At 70.8% G+C, this 15,674-nt stretch carries 18 protein-coding genes and 1 tRNA gene; 13 read left to right on the forward strand and 6 right to left on the reverse strand.

Annotated elements, in window-relative coordinates; translation table 11 throughout:
* Window positions 1-33 precede the first annotated feature (33 nt).
* Window positions 34-735, forward strand: coding sequence for an ABC transporter ATP-binding protein (locus QP119_RS00205; protein WP_284772846.1), 702 nt, complete (start codon window positions 34-36; stop codon window positions 733-735).
* Window positions 732-2,123, forward strand: coding sequence for an FtsX-like permease family protein (locus QP119_RS00210; RefSeq protein ID WP_284772849.1), 1,392 nt, complete (start codon window positions 732-734; stop codon window positions 2,121-2,123). The genes QP119_RS00205 and QP119_RS00210 overlap by 4 nt, the downstream gene beginning before the upstream one ends.
* A gap of 3 nt (window positions 2,124-2,126) precedes the next feature.
* On the opposite strand, the gene QP119_RS00215 is transcribed toward QP119_RS00210, so the two are convergent.
* Window positions 2,127-3,614: an amino acid permease gene (locus QP119_RS00215; protein WP_284772851.1), complete on the reverse strand. Its 1,488-nt coding sequence runs from the start codon at window positions 3,612-3,614 to the stop codon at window positions 2,127-2,129.
* Window positions 3,615-3,693: 79 nt separating this feature from the next.
* Here QP119_RS00215 and QP119_RS00220 point away from each other — a divergent pair, with 79 nt between their 5' ends.
* The gene (locus QP119_RS00220; protein WP_284772852.1) at window positions 3,694-3,897 is read left to right on the forward strand and encodes an antitoxin; all 204 of its coding nucleotides are present in this window, start codon (window positions 3,694-3,696) and stop codon (window positions 3,895-3,897) included.
* Entirely contained in the window at window positions 3,898-4,572 is a 675-nt protein-coding gene (locus tag QP119_RS00225) for a MazG nucleotide pyrophosphohydrolase domain-containing protein (protein ID WP_284772853.1), read from the forward strand. It abuts the gene before it with no gap.
* Window positions 4,573-4,623: 51 nt separating this feature from the next.
* On the opposite strand, the gene QP119_RS00230 is transcribed toward QP119_RS00225, so the two are convergent.
* The gene (locus QP119_RS00230; protein WP_284772854.1) at window positions 4,624-5,013 is read right to left on the reverse strand and encodes a hypothetical protein; all 390 of its coding nucleotides are present in this window, start codon (window positions 5,011-5,013) and stop codon (window positions 4,624-4,626) included.
* A gap of 189 nt (window positions 5,014-5,202) precedes the next feature.
* Between QP119_RS00230 and QP119_RS00235 the strand changes: the two genes are divergently transcribed.
* The 7 genes from QP119_RS00235 to QP119_RS00265 all read left to right on the forward strand — a co-directional run bounded on the left by QP119_RS00235 (window position 5,203) and on the right by QP119_RS00265 (window position 10,956).
* Entirely contained in the window at window positions 5,203-5,994 is a 792-nt protein-coding gene (locus QP119_RS00235; RefSeq protein WP_423777730.1) for a lytic transglycosylase domain-containing protein, read from the forward strand.
* A 466-nt stretch (window positions 5,995-6,460) separates the two neighbouring features.
* Window positions 6,461-7,738, forward strand: coding sequence for a phosphopyruvate hydratase (eno, locus tag QP119_RS00240; protein WP_284772856.1), 1,278 nt, complete (start codon window positions 6,461-6,463; stop codon window positions 7,736-7,738).
* Window positions 7,739-7,862: 124 nt separating this feature from the next.
* Window positions 7,863-8,561, forward strand: coding sequence for a metal-dependent transcriptional regulator (locus QP119_RS00245; RefSeq protein ID WP_284773049.1), 699 nt, complete (start codon window positions 7,863-7,865; stop codon window positions 8,559-8,561).
* A 12-nt stretch (window positions 8,562-8,573) separates the two neighbouring features.
* The gene (locus tag QP119_RS00250) at window positions 8,574-9,200 is read left to right on the forward strand and encodes a septum formation initiator family protein (protein WP_284772857.1); all 627 of its coding nucleotides are present in this window, start codon (window positions 8,574-8,576) and stop codon (window positions 9,198-9,200) included.
* 49 nt (window positions 9,201-9,249) lie between these two features.
* Window positions 9,250-9,834, forward strand: a complete 585-nt coding sequence (locus QP119_RS00255) for a DUF501 domain-containing protein (protein WP_284772858.1) — start codon at window positions 9,250-9,252, stop codon at window positions 9,832-9,834.
* Window positions 9,831-10,784 carry a Ppx/GppA phosphatase family protein gene (locus QP119_RS00260; RefSeq protein ID WP_284772859.1) on the forward strand — a complete coding sequence of 318 codons (954 nt, stop codon included), beginning with the start codon at window positions 9,831-9,833 and terminating at the stop codon, window positions 10,782-10,784. The genes QP119_RS00255 and QP119_RS00260 overlap by 4 nt, the downstream gene beginning before the upstream one ends.
* Window positions 10,785-10,882: 98 nt before the next feature.
* Window positions 10,883-10,956 (forward strand) — tRNA-Leu (locus tag QP119_RS00265).
* 24 nt (window positions 10,957-10,980) lie between these two features.
* Here the strand turns inward: QP119_RS00265 and QP119_RS00270 are convergent.
* Window positions 10,981-11,643, reverse strand: a complete 663-nt coding sequence (locus QP119_RS00270; protein ID WP_284772860.1) for an Ltp family lipoprotein — start codon at window positions 11,641-11,643, stop codon at window positions 10,981-10,983.
* A gap of 300 nt (window positions 11,644-11,943) precedes the next feature.
* Between QP119_RS00270 and QP119_RS00275 the strand changes: the two genes are divergently transcribed.
* A complete protein-coding gene (locus QP119_RS00275) occupies window positions 11,944-12,813 on the forward strand; it encodes a Bax inhibitor-1/YccA family protein (protein ID WP_284772861.1) in 870 nt (289 codons plus the stop codon).
* Between the two features lie 108 nt (window positions 12,814-12,921).
* Here QP119_RS00275 and QP119_RS00280 read toward each other — a convergent pair whose 3' ends face one another.
* The 3 genes from QP119_RS00280 to QP119_RS00290 all read right to left on the reverse strand — a co-directional run bounded on the left by QP119_RS00280 (window position 12,922) and on the right by QP119_RS00290 (window position 14,577).
* Complete coding sequence (locus QP119_RS00280; protein ID WP_284772862.1) at window positions 12,922-13,374, reverse strand: hypothetical protein; 453 nt, start codon at window positions 13,372-13,374, stop codon at window positions 12,922-12,924.
* 53 nt (window positions 13,375-13,427) lie between these two features.
* Window positions 13,428-13,949: a transcription elongation factor GreA gene (greA, locus tag QP119_RS00285; protein WP_284772863.1), complete on the reverse strand. Its 522-nt coding sequence runs from the start codon at window positions 13,947-13,949 to the stop codon at window positions 13,428-13,430.
* 181 nt (window positions 13,950-14,130) lie between these two features.
* The gene (locus QP119_RS00290; RefSeq protein WP_284772864.1) at window positions 14,131-14,577 is read right to left on the reverse strand and encodes a DUF4307 domain-containing protein; all 447 of its coding nucleotides are present in this window, start codon (window positions 14,575-14,577) and stop codon (window positions 14,131-14,133) included.
* Between the two features lie 169 nt (window positions 14,578-14,746).
* On the opposite strand from QP119_RS00290, the gene mca reads away from it, so the two are divergent.
* Window positions 14,747-15,661, forward strand: a complete 915-nt coding sequence (mca, locus tag QP119_RS00295; RefSeq protein WP_284772865.1) for a mycothiol conjugate amidase Mca — start codon at window positions 14,747-14,749, stop codon at window positions 15,659-15,661.
* The last annotated feature ends 13 nt before the right edge of the window (window positions 15,662-15,674 follow it).

Raw genomic sequence — 15,674 nt, forward strand, 5'->3', positions numbered from 1 at the left:
TGCACGCGGCGGGCGACTGCTGGACTGGAGGTCATGGAAAACACACGCACCACGGCGCACGAGCCGCTGCTCGTCGCACGCGACATCACCAAGGACTACGGCTCGGGCCCCGTGCTCGGCGGAATCAGCCTCAGCGTCGGCCACGGAGAGACCGTCGCGATCATGGGGCCCTCGGGCTCCGGCAAGTCGACCCTCCTGCACTGCCTGTCGGGAGTGCTCCAGCCGAGCACCGGCGAGGTCCGCTTCGCCGGCGCCGAGCTGAGCGCGGCCGGCGACCGGCGGCGCTCCCGGATCCGGCTGCACGACTTCGGCTTCGTCTTCCAGGACGGCCAGCTCCTCGACGAGCTCACCGCCGCCGAGAACGTCGCCCTGGCCGCCCGCCTGGCGGGCACGACGCGCGCCGCGGCCGAGCGCGAGGCCGTCGATCTGCTGAGCCGGCTGGGCGTCGGCGGGCTGGCCGACCGCCGCCCGGCGGCGATGTCCGGCGGGCAGGCCCAGCGCGTGGCCATCGCCCGCGCGCTGGCGAACTCCCCGCAGGTCGTCTTCGCCGACGAGCCCACCGGCGCGCTCGACCAGGCCACCGGCCACGAGGTCATCCAGCTGCTCACCGCGCTGACCGCCGAGCGCGGTGCGTCCCTGGTGATGGTCACCCACGACCGCGGGGTGGCCGACTGGTGCGGCCGGCTCGTCGAGATCCGCGACGGCATCGTGCACGCGGATCGGAGCAACCGATGAACCCCGCGCAGATCGCGGGCACACTCGCCCGCGCGAACCTAAGAGGCGACCACGGCGGTCGCGGAGCCTCGCTGATGCCGCTTCTGGCCACGGCCGCGTTCACCGTGATGAGCTGGCTGGCCGCCACCATCGCCGGCGGGGCGTGGATGTTCTACGAGCGCGCCCATGGCGGCGCCGAGCTGGCCCCGGAGTTCGCCCAGCTGCCTCAGGTCCAGGTCATCCTGAACTTCTACCTCGTCCTGACGAGCCTGGCCTGCGTCTTCCTCGTCCCGGCGATGTTCTCGCTGACACAGCGGGCCGCCGTGCTGGGGGCCAGCGGGCGCGAGCGCCGGTTGGCAGTGCTGCGCCTGCTCGGGCTCTCCGCGCGGAAGGTCACGGCGGTGGCACTCGTCGAGACGCTCACCCAGGCGGCCGTCGGCGTGCTGCTCGGCACGCTGCTCTCGCTTCTGACCGCGCCGCTGTGGCAGGCGTTTACCTTCCAGTTCACCCCGTTGCGCACCGCCGAGATGATCCTGCCGTGGTGGGGGTATGCCTCGCTGTGCCTGCTCATGCTGGGCCTCGCGGCGGCGGGCGTCGCCGCCGGGCTGCGGCGGGTGTCGGTCACCCCCCTGGGGGTGGCCCGCAGGGCGCCGGCCGCCCGGATGGGCAAGTGGCGGCTCTGGGCCGTTGTGGGCGTCGTAATCGTGGTCGTCGTGGTGGTCGGTGTGGTCGACCCCGAGACCGTCGGGCGCATCCTGCCGGTGCTGCTGCTCGCGGTGATCGCCGCGTTCCACCTCGCCATGACATGGGTCCTGAAGGTCCTGGCGGCCGTCGCCTCCCGCCTGCCCGGGGTCGCGCACCACACGGCCTGCCGGCGCATCGTGGCCGAGCCCGCGCGCACCTGGAACGGGGTGGCGGTGCTGGCCTACCTCTTCGCGTTGCTGGGCGCGATCGCCGTCCAGCCGGTCGAGATCCTCGCCGACGGCGACGAGGCGGAGCTGAAGTTGATCGCCGACGTGGTCACCGGCGGCTACCTCACCGTCGGCTTCGCCTTCGTGATCGCCGCGGTGACCACCCTGCTCGAGCGCTCGGCGGCCGTCTACCGTGAGCAGCGGCTCGACCACTCGCTGCACCTGCTCGGCGCGCCCGGGTCCTTCCTGCGGCGTGTGGCGTTCCTGCAGGTCTTTGAACCGCTGGTGGTGGCCGTCGTCGCGGGGCTGGCGCTGGGGGCCAGCGGGCTCGGCCCGGCGATCTCCTGGTCCGTCGACGTGGACCCCGAGCTGAAGAACCTGCTGTTCACCTCGCTCGGCGCTGTCGCGGGATTCGCGGTCGTCGCGCTGGCGCAGGCCGGCAGCGAGGCGCTGCGCACCCGGGTGCGCGCGGCGGGCAATTTCCGACGCCGCGAGTGAGCCTTACAGCGCCATCGAGCCGGTGGCCAGCCCCCACACGGCGAACGCGGAGGCCACGCAGATCAGCGCGACCACGCACCACTCGAAGCCGTTGAAGAGCCGCTCCCCGCGCAGCCGGCGCGTCCACACGTAGGGGATCAGCCCCGGCAGCACGGACAGGGCGCCGAAGAGCACGTAGCGCGGCTCGGCGGCGTAGAAGAGCCACAGCGAGTAGATCAGCGCGACCAGCCCGATGAGCAGGTGGCGGCGGTTGTCGCGGCGCGGGATCTCGGGGCCGGAGTCGTCGAAGCTGACGCCGGCCTGCGGGTGCGAGATGCCCTTGCCGCGCACCGCGAGCAGCACCAGGTAGAACGCGGAGAAGAGGTAGGGCAGCAGGTAGAGCACCGTGGCCAGCTGCACCATCTGCACGTAGGTCGTCTCGTTGAGGAAGAAGACAATGACCCACATCTGGATGACGGTGGTGGAGATCAGCTGGGCGACCCAGGGAGCGCCCGAGTCGTTGACCGCCCCGATGCGCCGCGGCAGCAGCCCGTCGACGGCCATCATCATCACCGGCTCGGCGCACAGCATCTGCCAGGAGACGTAGGCGCCCAACACGGACAGACACAGGCCCAGCGAGACCAGCGCGCCGCCCCAGGGGCCGACGACGGCCTCGAGCACGCTGGCCATCGAGTTGTCCGGCAGCGCGGCCAGCTCGGCGCGCGAGAGCACGCCGAAGGAGAGCACGGAGACGCTGACCAGGAGCGCAAGCACGGAGAGGAACCCGACCACGGTGGCGCGCGCGACGTCGGAACGCGAACGCGACTGCCGGGAGTAGACGCTGGCGCCCTCGACACCGATGAACACCCACACGGTGAACAGCATCACGCCCTGGACCTGCTCGAAGACGTCGCCGACGCCGCCGTCGCCCGAGCCCCAGAAGCCGAGGGTGAAGCGGTCCCAGGAAAACCCGATGAAGGCCGCGAGGACGATGAACGCGAAGATCGGCAGCAGCTTGGCCACCGTCGTCACCGCGTTGAGCACCGCGGCCTGGTGCACCCCGCGGGCGAGCACGGCGAAGATCACCCAGGTCAGCACCGTCACCGCGCTGGCGGAGACCCAGCGGTTGTCCGCCGAGAACAGCGGCACGTAGTGGCCGATGGTGGAGAAGAACAGCGTGGCGTAGCCGACCTGTGCGATCACGCTGCCCAGCCAGTAGCCCCACCCGGCGGTGAAGCCGATGAAGTCGCCCAGGCCGGCGCGCGCGTAGGCGTAGACGCCGGAGTCCAGGTGCGGCTTGCGGCGGGCGAGCACGTGGAAGACGAACGCGACCGAGAGCATGCCCACGCCCGCGATGGCCCACCCGATCAGGGTGGCGCCGGGGGCGGCCACGGACGCCAGATTCTGCGGCAGCGAGAAGATACCCGCGCCGACGGTGGAGCCGATGATCAGCCCCACGAGGGTCCACATGGGCACTGACCGGCGCCGGGAGTCTTCGCCTGCGATAATCATCGGTCAAATCTTACGCAGAGCGCCTCAGTGACGTAACCTCGGGGACGCATTAATCGCGACCGACTGAAAGGACACCACAATGGGCATCTTCGACAAGGCCAAGGGCAAGGCGGAGGAGTTCCTCAACTCCGACGAGGGCAAGCAAAAGGCGAACGACGCGCTGGACACCGCGGCCGACAAGGCCAAGGACCGCTTCGGCGAGGACAACGCCGACAAGATCGACACCGTCCGCGACAAGATCGGCGAGCGTCTCGGCGGCGACCAGCCGGAGGGCGAGAAGTAGTTGACCGTCCTCGTCCTTGACGCGCGGTGGCCGGACCTGGTTCCGGCCACCGCTTTCGTTTCGGGTGCGCTGTGCGCACCCGTCTCAATTTCCGACGCCGTGCCCCACGACGTCGCCGCGATGGCTGACGCGGTTGCGGCGCAGGCGCCGGCTGACGCCGGCGCGGGTGCCGAGGGCACCTGGGTGACTCTGGACGAGACGGACGCGGAGGCGCGGCGTCGGAAAGCGGCGGGGGAGCAGGTCCTCCGGGCGGCGAGCCTTGCGGACCCGGTTGCCGAGGCGCGCCGGGTCATCGCCGCGGCCCGCGAACGCGGCGAGTGGGAGCGCGGGCAGACGCACGTCTCGCTGCTGCCGTACCTGGCCGAGGAGGCCGGCGAGTACGCCGAGGCGGCGCGCGCCTGGCAGGCCGCCGAGGACGCCGGCGGGGCGGGGGATGCCGAGGAGGCCGAGCTGCTCGCCGAGCTCTCCGACGTGCTGCTGCAGGTGCTCTTCCACGCCGAGATCGCCCGCGGGCGCGGGGCGTGGGACTTCGGCGACGTCGCGGCGCGGTTCACCGCGAAGATCCGCTCGCGCGCGCCCTACCTCTTCGACGGCTCGACCGGGGTGGTCGACCAGGCCGCGCAGGACGCCGCGTGGGCAGCGGGCAAGGCGCGCGAGAAGGGCGGTGCGGTATAGCGCGCCGACGGTTCCGGGGGGCTTCAGGGACCCCGGGCCCACGTCCCGGAATTACAGGGAGGACAGCAGGGTCAGCGTGTCGTAGGCCTTGTCGAAGCCCGGGATCTGGGAGCTCAGTGCGACCTGCGGGTCGGGGGTGACCACGCCGCACTCGAGGGCGCGGTCGGCCACGGCGGTGACCGACTGCGCGGAGATCAGCTTCAGGGTGGTGTCGTCGGAGACACCGCGCAGGTTCTTCACGAGCTCCGAGCGGGTGGTCTTCTCGCCGACCATCCCGGTGCTGCGCAGCGCGAAGTCCACGACGCGGCAGTCGGCGGTGGCGATGTTGCCGTTGAGCTGGTCGAGCAGCCCGGTGCGCGTGTCGGCGGCGTTCGCGGCGGGGGCGAGGACGCCGGTGGCCAGGGCGGCGGTGGCGAGGGCGGCGACGAGGGTCTTCTTCACGGCGGTGTCCTTTCGGGAACCTCTCCTGTTATTGATGTGGCATAAGTATCTTCGTGTGGCTGATGTTGTGCAACCGGGGCTGAATATCGGGGGAGCGGGAGGTCGCGTGGGCCGGTTCGACGGGTGGCTCCGCGACGCGTGCCTGCGGGTTGCGCGCCTGTGCGGCGGTGGGCGGTAGGATCGCTCGCCATGGACGAAACGGGACGGCGGGGCAGAGGCTGCGGGTGCATGACGGCGCTCGCGGTCGTCCTCGTCATCGCCGTGGTCGGCTGGGCGCTGTCCATGGTCGTCGGCGGCACCCAGCCCTTCCGCCAGCTGCAGCCGATCCCCGACGACGTGCCCCCGGCCGCCGGCGAGCCCGTCGCCGAGATCGACGTTCACGGTCCGGGGCGCACCGCCGACAAGCTGACCTACTGGGCCGGCGACCTCTCCGAGGACACCGGCATCCCGGCCGCCGCGCTGCGCGCCTACGGCAACGCCGAGCTCATCGCCCGCGACGCCTGGCCCGAGTGCAACCTCAACTGGACCACGCTGGCCGGCATCGGGCAGGTGGAGACCCGCCACGGCACCTACTCCGGCAAGCTGCTCTCGGGCGGCTCGCTCGACGAGAACGGCTACGCCAACCCGCCGATCATCGGCCCCGCACTCGACGGCAGCGGCGGTTTCGCCGCCGTGCACGACACCGACGGCGGCGAGCTCGACGGCGACACCGAGTGGGACCGCGCCGTCGGCCCCATGCAGTTCATCCCCGAGTCCTGGGAGCGCTTCGGCATCGACGCCGACGGCGACGGCCACCCCGACCCCAACCAGATCGACGACGCCGCGGCCTCGGCGGCGAAGCTGCTGTGCAACGGGCGCGACCTCTCCGACCCCGAGGACTGGGTTAGCGCGGTGAAGTCCTACAACATGTCCGGCGAGTACCTCACGGACGTTCGCGACGCCGCCAACTCCTACGCCCTGCGTCAGCCCGCGGCGCACTAGGTGGCGTGGCTCCGCCACGCCGCCGGGGTGAAGGCGCGCTACCGGGGTGAGGGCGCGCCACCGGGGTGAGGGTGCGCCACGGGGGAGGGATGCAGATGGGTGACCCGCGGGACGTCGTCAATCGTGTCCGCGAGTGCCCAACCGGGCGTCCGGTTGCACGTTCAAACGACCGTGTGTGCCGTCGATCGGCGGCCGCGGGGTGGGAATCCGCGCACAATTTCCCGCACATGCAAGCCCGGGACCTGCATGTATTCAAAAATCGGGGGGAACCGGGCAGAACCGGACATGTTCCAACGGGCATTCCGGGCGAATCTTTGGAATAATGGCCCCTGAAGATGCCGCGGGGCTCGGCCGGCGACTGCGACCGAACGGTGCAGCGGCCGACGCGGTGCCCATGCACCCTCGGACCCCAAGGCGTCTCAACGAGAAGCTGTTCCTGCTCACGAGATGGCAATAGGAGGCCACGGTGGCTGACATCATGCACGTTTTCGCCCGCGAGATTCTCGATTCCCGCGGTAACCCGACCGTTGAGGCTGAGGTGTTCCTGGACAACGGCGCCCACGGTGTCGCCGGTGTGCCCTCCGGCGCCTCGACCGGCGTCCACGAGGCGCACGAGCTGCGCGACGGCGGCGACCGCTACCAGGGCAAGGGCGTGACCAAGGCCGTCGCGAACGTCAACGAGGAGATCGTCGACGAGGTCGCCGGCATGGAGGCCGACGACCAGCGCCTCATCGACGAGGCCATGATCAAGCTCGACGGCACCGAAAACAAGTCCCGCCTCGGTGCCAACGCCATCCTCGGTGTGTCCATCGCCGTGGCCAAGGCCGCCGCCGAGTCCGCCGAGTTGCCGCTGTACCGCTACATCGGCGGCCCGAACGCCCACGTGCTGCCCGTGCCGATGATGAACATCCTCAACGGTGGCGCCCACGCCGACTCCGGCGTCGACGTCCAGGAGTTCATGATCGCCCCGATCGGCGCGGAGACTTTCTCCGAGGCCCTGCGCATGGGCGCCGAGGTGTACCACACCCTGAAGTCCGTCATCAAGGAGAAGGGCCTGTCCACCGGCCTGGGCGACGAGGGCGGCTTCGCCCCGTCCGTCGACTCCACCCGCGCCGCCCTCGACCTGATTGTCGAGGCCATCGAGAAGGCCGGCTTCAAGCCGGGCGCCGACGTGGCCCTGGCCCTGGACGTCGCCTCCTCCGAGTTCTACAAGGACGGCACCTACCACTTCGAGGGCGGCGAGCACTCCGCCGAGGAGATGGCCAAGGTCTACGAGGAGCTCATCGCCAACTACCCGATCGTCTCCATCGAGGACCCGCTGCAGGAGGACGACTGGGCCGGCTACACCACCCTGACCGAGAAGATCGGCGACAAGGTCCAGATCGTCGGCGACGACTTCTTCGTGACCAACCCCGAGCGCCTGAAGAAGGGCATCGAGGAGAAGGCCGCCAACGCCCTGCTGGTCAAGGTCAACCAGATCGGCACCCTGACCGAGACCTTCGACGCGGTCGACCTGGCCCACCGCAACGGCTACCGCACCATGATGTCGCACCGCTCCGGTGAGACCGAGGACACCACCATCGCCGATCTCGCCGTCGCCCTGGGCAGCGGCCAGATCAAGACCGGTGCCCCGGCCCGCTCCGAACGCGTGGCCAAGTACAACCAGCTGCTGCGCATCGAGCAGGAGCTGGGCGACGCCGCCGTCTACGCCGGCCGCTCCGCCTTCCCGCGCTTCCAGGGCTAAGACCCGGAACCGGGAGGCCCCGGACCAGACCCCGTCGCCCGCGGGAGTTCACTGAGTTGAACCCGCGCGGTCCGGCGGGGTTTTTGCCGTGCCGGGGGCTGATAGTCTGTCCTCCATGGACTCGATGAAGGTCACGGACCTGCCCGACCGGTCGCAGGACTACCTGAAGAAGATCTTCGACCTGGTCGACTGGGGCCGCGGGGACGTCTCGACCGCCTCCGGCGTCGCGCTCTCCGACCTGGCCGAGGCCCTCGGCCAGCAGCGCTCCACCGCCTCCGAGGCGGTCAAGCGCCTCGCCGGCATGGGGCTGATCGACCACACCCCCTACAAGCCGATCATGCTCACCGAGCAGGGTCGCGAGCTCGCCGTGCAGCTGGTGCGCCGCCACCGGCTCGTGGAGACCTTCCTCGAGCGCGTCGTCGGCTACGGCGTCGAGGAGATTCACGCCGAGGCCGAGGTGCTCGAGCACGCCGTCTCCGACCTGTTCATCGAGCGTATCGACGAGGCGCTGGGACACCCCACCCGTGATCCGCACGGCGACCCCATCCCGTCCTCCGACGGCACCGTCGAGACCGTCGACAGTGTGCCGCTCTCCGCGCTCGAGGAGGGTGAGCCCGCCATCGTGGTGCGCCTGCGCGACCGCGACGCGAAGCTGCTGCGCTACCTCACCGACTGCGGCGTGGCCCCCGGAGTGGGCGTGCGGCTGCTGCCGGCGCCCTATGACGGCATGGCGCGCATCGCCGTCGACGGCCGCGACGAGGCCGTCACCCTCGCCGCCGACGCGCTGGGTCACATCCAGGTCCGACGCGAGCCGGCGGAGTAGAATCCCCCTGGTATGAGCACCGCCGAGACCAGCACCGACGAGGCCGACGAGGCCGCCGAGGAGACCCGCACGAGCGAGCGGGCCCCCCGGCGCGGCCGCGTGCCGGTCACCAGCCGCGACAACGCGCCCGCGCGCCCGAAGCGGCGCCTGCCGCGGGTGCGCATGGGGGCCGCCGACCTGGCCGTGCTCGCGCTGGCTGCGCTGATCGTGCTCGGTGCCGTGGCCGCACCCGCGCGCAACTACTTCAGCGGGCGCACCGAGATCGCCCGCCTCAACGAGTCCATCGCCGCCAAGCAGGAGCGCGTCGACGAGCTCGACGCCGAGCTGGGCCGCTGGAACTCCGAGGCCTACGCCCGCGAGCAGGCCCGCCGCCGCCTCGGCGTGATCGGGGAGGGCGAGACCGCCTACCGCATCCTCGACCCCGAGATGGACCAGACCTCGACCGTGGCCGGCGAGGTGCCCGCCTCCCAGGACCGCAGCTGGCTGGACAAGCTGTGGGACTCCATCTCCGTGCCCGCCGAGGAGGCCGGTTCCGCGGCCTCCGACGAGAAGGGCGCGATCGGCGGCGGCGAGGTGGACACCCACATGCCGCTGGACGGCGAGGACCCGGCCGAGGGTGAGGCGCCGGCGGCGGGGTAGCGCCCGGCCGAAGGCGAGGATCGCGCCGCGCCGTGACACAATGACTGCCATGACAGTCAGCCAGACGGACCTGGAGACGGTCGCCGAGCAGCTGGGGCGTACCCCGCGCGGCGTCGTCGACGTCCCTTACCGCACCCCGGACGGCGCCCCCGCCGTGGTCACCACCGCACCGCGTCTGCCCGACGGAACCCCGTTCCCCACGCTCTACTACCTGACCGACCCGCGGCTGACCGCGGAGTGCTCGCGCCTCGAGGTCGCGCAGGTGATGGTCTGGATGACCCGCAGGCTCGGCGAGGACGCCGAGCTGACCGCCGACTACCGCGCCGCCCACGAGCACTACCTTCAGGTGCGCAACGCGATGGAGGACCTGGGCACCGACTTCTCCGGCGGCGGGATGCCCGACCGCGTCAAGTGCCTGCACGTGCTGGCCGCCTACGCGCTGGCCGAGGGGCCGCAGCGGGTGCGTCTGGGCACCGAGACGGTCGCCATGGCCGCCGACCACGCCGGGCTGCGCGGCACCGCAGTGCCGGCCGACTGGCCGAGCTGTGCGGACCTGGGCATCGACCTGGTCGACTTCGACCTGGAGCCGGTCCACGAGCCGGAGCAGGGCGCGGACGTCGAGGTCGAGTCATGACCCGGCTGGCCGCCGTCGACTGCGGCACCAACTCGATCCGCCTGCTGGTCAGCGAGGTGGGCCCGGCGGGCCGCATCCGCGACCTGCACCGCGAGATGAAGATCGTGCGCCTGGGCCAGGGCGTCGACGCCACCGGTGAGCTCGACCCCGAGGCCATCGAGCGCACCCGCGAGGCGCTGGCGCACTTCGTCGAGATCATGCGCCACGAGCACGTGGAGAAGGTCCGCATGGTCGCCACCAGCGCGACCCGCGACGCGACGAACCGCCACGACTTCTTCGACATGACCGCCGAGCTGCTGGGCGAGGTCCAGGAGGGCGCGCGCGCCGAGGTCATCACCGGCGAGGAGGAGGCCGAGCTCTCCTGCCGCGGCGCGATCGGCGACCTCGCCGCCGACCGCGGCCCCTTCCTGGTCATCGACCTGGGCGGCGGCTCCACCGAGTTCGTCGTCGGCGACGCCGAGAACGGCGTGGCGGCCGCGCACTCGACCCAGATGGGCTGCGTGCGCCTGACCGAGCGCATCATGCGCGCCGATCCGCCGACGGCCACCGAGATCGAGATCGCCCGCGACTACGTCGAGGAGCGCCTGGACCGCGTGCGCACCCTGCTGCCGCTGTCGAAGGTGCGCACCGTGGTCGGCTGCGCCGGCACCTTCACCACGCTCTCCGCGCTCGCGCAGGGCCTCGAGGAGTACGACCCGGACGCCATCCACGGCTCCGAGCTGAACTTCTCGGCGCTGCGGCTGATCACCCAGATGCTCATCTCCGAGTCATCCTCGGCGCGCGCGGCCAACCCGGTCATCCACCCGGGCCGCGCCGACGTCATCGGCTCCGGCTCGGTGATCGTCGAGCAGATCATGGACCTGGCCAAGGAGTCCACCCAGGCCACGAGCTTCGTGATCTCCGAGAAGGACATCCTCGACGGCATCATCGCCGGGCTGGCCGAGGGCTAGACAAGGCCCGGGAAGGCCTGGAAAGGGCGACGCCCCGCCGCTCGGGGGAGCGGCGGGGCGTTGCTAGGATTGACCGGCGCCCGTGCGGGGCGCCCACGGCCCCCATGGCCCAATTGGCAGAGGCAACGGACTTAAAATCCGTGAGTTCTGGGTTCGACTCCCAGTGGGGGCACCGTCTGCGCGTGCGCCGTCACCGTCAGAGATTGTCGACGGCGTACTGCGCCTCCTCGGGGGTGAACTTCTCGCCGTACTCGCTGACCAGCTGGTCGTAGATCGCGTCCGTCGACATGGCCATGGTCTCCTGGTAGTTGCGCGCCTTGGCCAGGGCGTTGGCGTTCCAGTCGGCTTCGACGTGGTCCACGGCGTACTGGGCGGCCTCGGCGGGGAACTGGCCGCCGTACTCGCTGATGAGCTGGTCGTAGATGCCGGCCTTGCTCATGTGCAGCGTCTTGGCGTACGACTTCGCCTGGCGCAGCGCGTTCTTGCCCTGCTCCGGCACCGCCTCGTCGGCAGGCTGGGAGTCGGCCTCCGGGGACGCGGCGTCCCCGGCGCCGAGCGCCGCGGCGTCGGTGTCCACGTCGGCGGCGGTGCCGGCGAGGCCCGTGGTCGGGTCCGCGGTCTCGACGTCGTCGGCGGCCGCAGCGGTGGTCTCGGAGTCGGCCGGGGACGAGGACGTCCCGGTCGAGTCGTCGCCGAGGCCCATGCCGATGCCGGCCAGGACGACGAGGATGATCAGCCAGACCCACCAGCGCTTGTACCAGGGCTTCGCCTCCTTCACGGGCTGCTGTGCGAGGACCGCCGGGGCGCCGCCGGGGTAGTTCGCGCTGGGGTGGACCGGAGTCTGGGAGGGCTGGGTCATGGTTTTCCTTTCCGGAAAGTGGGGACGGTCCCTGTGACCGCCACGCACACAACCTAGGAGAGGGCCGGGACAGAACTGTCCGCCCGCTAGGAAAGGTGTTCGAGTCCCGACCGCGATCGCCAGCATGAGCGGCAGAAACGTGAGAGACTCCCGTCTGGGCCCGCCGGCGGGGAACTTCCGCGGGGGCCGATGCGTTGAACAAAGTGGACGCGCCCGGAGGGCGCGCGCGAACACACGTAAATCACACGAAGAAGACGACGTCGCACAACAGGCGACACCGACGAAAGAGAGGACCGCGGAGTGCGCAGTTCCAACCCCGTCATGCGGAACCTCGGCAGCGACTTCAACCGCAACCAGTCCGCCGGGGCCTACCAGCAGGGCTTCCAGAATCAGTTCGACAGCTACGGCGCCCAGGCCGGCCAGGACCGCGGTTACGGTCAGCCGGCCTTCGGCGGCCGCCAGGACTCCGAGCGCCCGATGACCGTCGACGACGTGGTGACCAAGACCGGCATCACCCTCGGCGTGATCGTGCTCTTCGCCCTGATCAACTTCGGCCTGTCCTTGGTCAACCCGGGTCTGACCCTGATCCTGACGGGCGTGGGCGGCATCGGCGGCTTCATCACCGTGCTGGTCCACTCCTTCGGCAAGAAGTTCGGCTCCGCGGCGGTCACCCTGATCTACGCCGCCTTCGAGGGCCTGTTCGTCGGCGGCATCTCGCTGGTCTTCGCCGGGATGTTCAGCAGCCAGGGGATCGACGCTGACGCCGGTGCCGCCATCATCGGCCAGGCGGTCCTGGGCACCATCGGCGTCTTCATCGGCATGCTCTTCGTCTACAAGACCGGCGCCATCAAGGTCACCCCGAAGTTCCAGCGCATCGTCACCGGCGCGATCGTCGGCGTGGCCGTGCTGGCCCTGGGCAACCTCCTGCTGGCCCTGTTCACCGGTATGAACCCGCTGCGTGACGGCGGCATGCTGGCCATCATCTTCTCCCTGGTCTGCATCGTCCTGGCGGCCCTGAGCTTCCTGCAGGACTTCGACCTGGCCGACGAGCTGGTGCGCGCCCAGGCGCCGCAGCAGATGGCCTGGGGCGTGGCACTCGGTCTGGCCGTCACGCTGGTCTGGCTCTACACCGAGATCCTGCGTCTGCTCAGCTACTTCAACCGCAACTGACGCAGACGGCCCCCGGGGCCGGAACCCGCCCCGGGTAAGCGAACCGCCCGCAGGAGTTGATCTCCTGCGGGCGGTTTTTCTGTCGGCGCCGTAAGGCGCCGCACGCGCTTAAGGGGTGACGGTCTCGCCGTCGACGGTGACCGTCGTGAAGACGGTGGCGCCGGCCTCGTTGGCGGTCGGCTCGGAGAGCTCGACGTCGACCTTCTCGGAGCCGCGGGTGCCGGTGCCGGTGGCGCCCTCGGCGGTCCACTCGTCCCACTGGACGCCGGTCACGCGGTCGTCGAGACGCACGCAGTCGAGGGTGAGGGTGGCCGGCTCGGTGACGGGCGCGGCCTGGCAGTCGGCGTAGCCCGGCAGCTCGGCGGCGGCCGCGGAGGTGGTCGCCGTGGCGCTGCTCGTCGCGGAGCTGGCCGCGGTGGCCTGGCCGGCGGGCGCCTCGGTGGCGGTGTCGAACTTCTTCTCGGAGTCCTGCTCGTTGGGCGGGGAGCAGGCGGACAGCGCCAGGCTGGCGGCGAGGGCCGCGGCGCTCAGCGCGCCGAAGCGGCGGAGGGAACGGTTCATGGGAGGCTCCTTGGGGTCGTGGGGGAGGGGGTTACGGGAAACCGTCCCGGGCCTTAGCTCTGACGCGGGGTGGCGGCCTTGATGGAGTCGTAGGGGGCGGCCGACTCGATGGTCACGGAGATGGTGCGGCCGTTCGGGGCGGTGTACTCGCGGGTCTCGCCCTCGCTGGCGCCCAGGATGGCGGCGCCGAGCGGGGACTGCTCGGAGTAGGTCTCCAGGTCCTTGTTGTCCGAGGCGGCGGCGCGGGTGCCGATCAGGAAGGTCTCCTTGTCGCTCTCGTCGCCGTTGTAGTAGACGTGCACGACGCAGCCGACGTTGGCCACGCCCTCGACGACGGCGGAGCGCTCGGTGGTGGAGTTGGCGAGGATCTCGGAGATCTTCTTGATGCGGGCCTCCTCCTGGTCCTGCATCTCACGCGCGGCGTCGTAGCCGGCGTTCTCCTTGAGGTCGCCCTCCTCGCGGCGCTCGTTGATCTCGGCGGCGACCACGGGGCGGTGGTCGATGAGGCTCTGCAGCTCCTCCTCGAGCTTCGCCTTGGTCTCGGGGGTGATGTACTGCTGCTGACCGTCTGCCATGCGTGGCGTCCTTTCCGCTTTGCGAATCCTCGTCGGCCCGCCGCGCGGGGCTGCTCCCGCGGCGCGGGCGGGCCGTCACACACCACCCGCGGCCTCCCCGTCCGTGGCCCCTGCCGGGCCGGGGCGGTGAAACCGCGGGTCAAATGCGCACTAGATGGTGCCTGATCCTAGCACACGGGTGCTAGTGCTCCAGGAAGGCGGGCATGTTCGTGGAACAGCCGTAGACGCTGCCCGAGACCGGCAGGTCACGGGTGGTGATCTCGACGTCGATGCGCTGCGTCTCCGGCCCGCCGGCGGGGATGACGACGTCGCGGCGACCGACCTCGGCCTTGTCGTAGTTGAGCGCGGTGACGATGCAGTAGGAGGGCTTGTCGACGTCGTCGCGGGTGACGTCGATGCTCATGGCCAACGTGTCGTCCTCGACGCGCTCGAAGTTCGTCATCGAGGCGGTGACGTCGGCGTCCTCGCGCTGCGAGATGAACTGGGCGAAGAGGACGACGGTGACGATCGCGACGAAGAGGACGGCGAGGATGACCGCCCGGCCGGTCCTGCGGTTGGACTTGTCGACGGGTCGGCGCGCGGCCCCGTAGCGCTCGGCGGGGCGGGTGAACTTGGTCGAATCGGACACGGTGGTCGCTCGGGCCTCCTCGGCGCGGGATCGGTTCAGGGGCGCGGTGAAGGCGGGCTCGCGCACCCGCGGTCACCGGTGGCGGTGCCCTCATCGTAGCCTGCCGCGTACAGTGAATGGTCTTGTAAGGTTCCCCCGAGACCCACCCGCGAAAGGAAGGGATGCACCGGTGAGTGCCACCCGGCTTCTGGCCATCCACGCCCATCCGGACGACGAGTCGTCCAAGGGTGCGGCGACCCTCGCCCGCTACGCCGACGAGGGCCACCCGACGACGGTGCTCACATGCACCGGTGGGGAACGCGGCGACATCCTCAACCCGGCGATGGACCGCCCGGGGATCAAGGAGAACATGGTCTCGGTGCGCCGCGAGGAGATGGCCCAGGCCGTCGCCGCGCTCGGCGTGGACCACGTCTGGCTCGGCCACGTCGACTCGGGCCTGCCGCAGGGCGACCCGCTGCCGCCGCTGCCGGAGGGCTGCTTCGCCCTCGACGACAGCGAGGAGGTCACCCGCGAGGTGGTCAAGGTCATCCGCGAGCTGCGCCCGCACGTGATCATCACCTACGACGAGAACGGCGGCTACCCGCACCCGGACCACCTGAAGGTCCACGAGGTCTCCATGAAGGCCTGGGACAAGGCCGGCCGCTCCGACTACGCCCCGGAGCTGGGCGCCCCCTGGGCACCGCTGAAGCTGTACTACACGCACGGCTTCGTCCGCCAGCGCCTCGAGCTCTTCCACAACCTGCTCATCGAGCAGGGCCTGCCCAGCCCGTACGAGCCGATGTTGGCCCGCTGGAAGGCGCATGACGCCGACATCATGGCGCGCGTGACCACCCAGGTGCGCTGCGACGACTACTTCACCAACCGCGACGCCGCCCTGCGTGCGCACGCCACCCAGATCGACCCGGCCGGCGCGTTCCTGGCGACCCCGCCCGAGGTGCAGGCGCGCCTGTGGCCCACCGAGGAGTTCGAGCTCGCCCAGACCCGTGTGAGCACCGACATCCCCGAGGATGACCTCTTCGCCGGCATCTCCGACGACGTCGCGGAGGCTGACGCCCAGGAGGCCGCGGCCCGCGCCCGGCTCTGATCCTGGCGCCCGC

Origin of the sequence: Corynebacterium frankenforstense, from assembly GCF_030211955.1 — a bacterium.
In the GTDB taxonomy this organism is placed as follows: Bacteria; Actinomycetota; Actinomycetes; order Mycobacteriales; family Mycobacteriaceae; genus Corynebacterium; species Corynebacterium frankenforstense_A.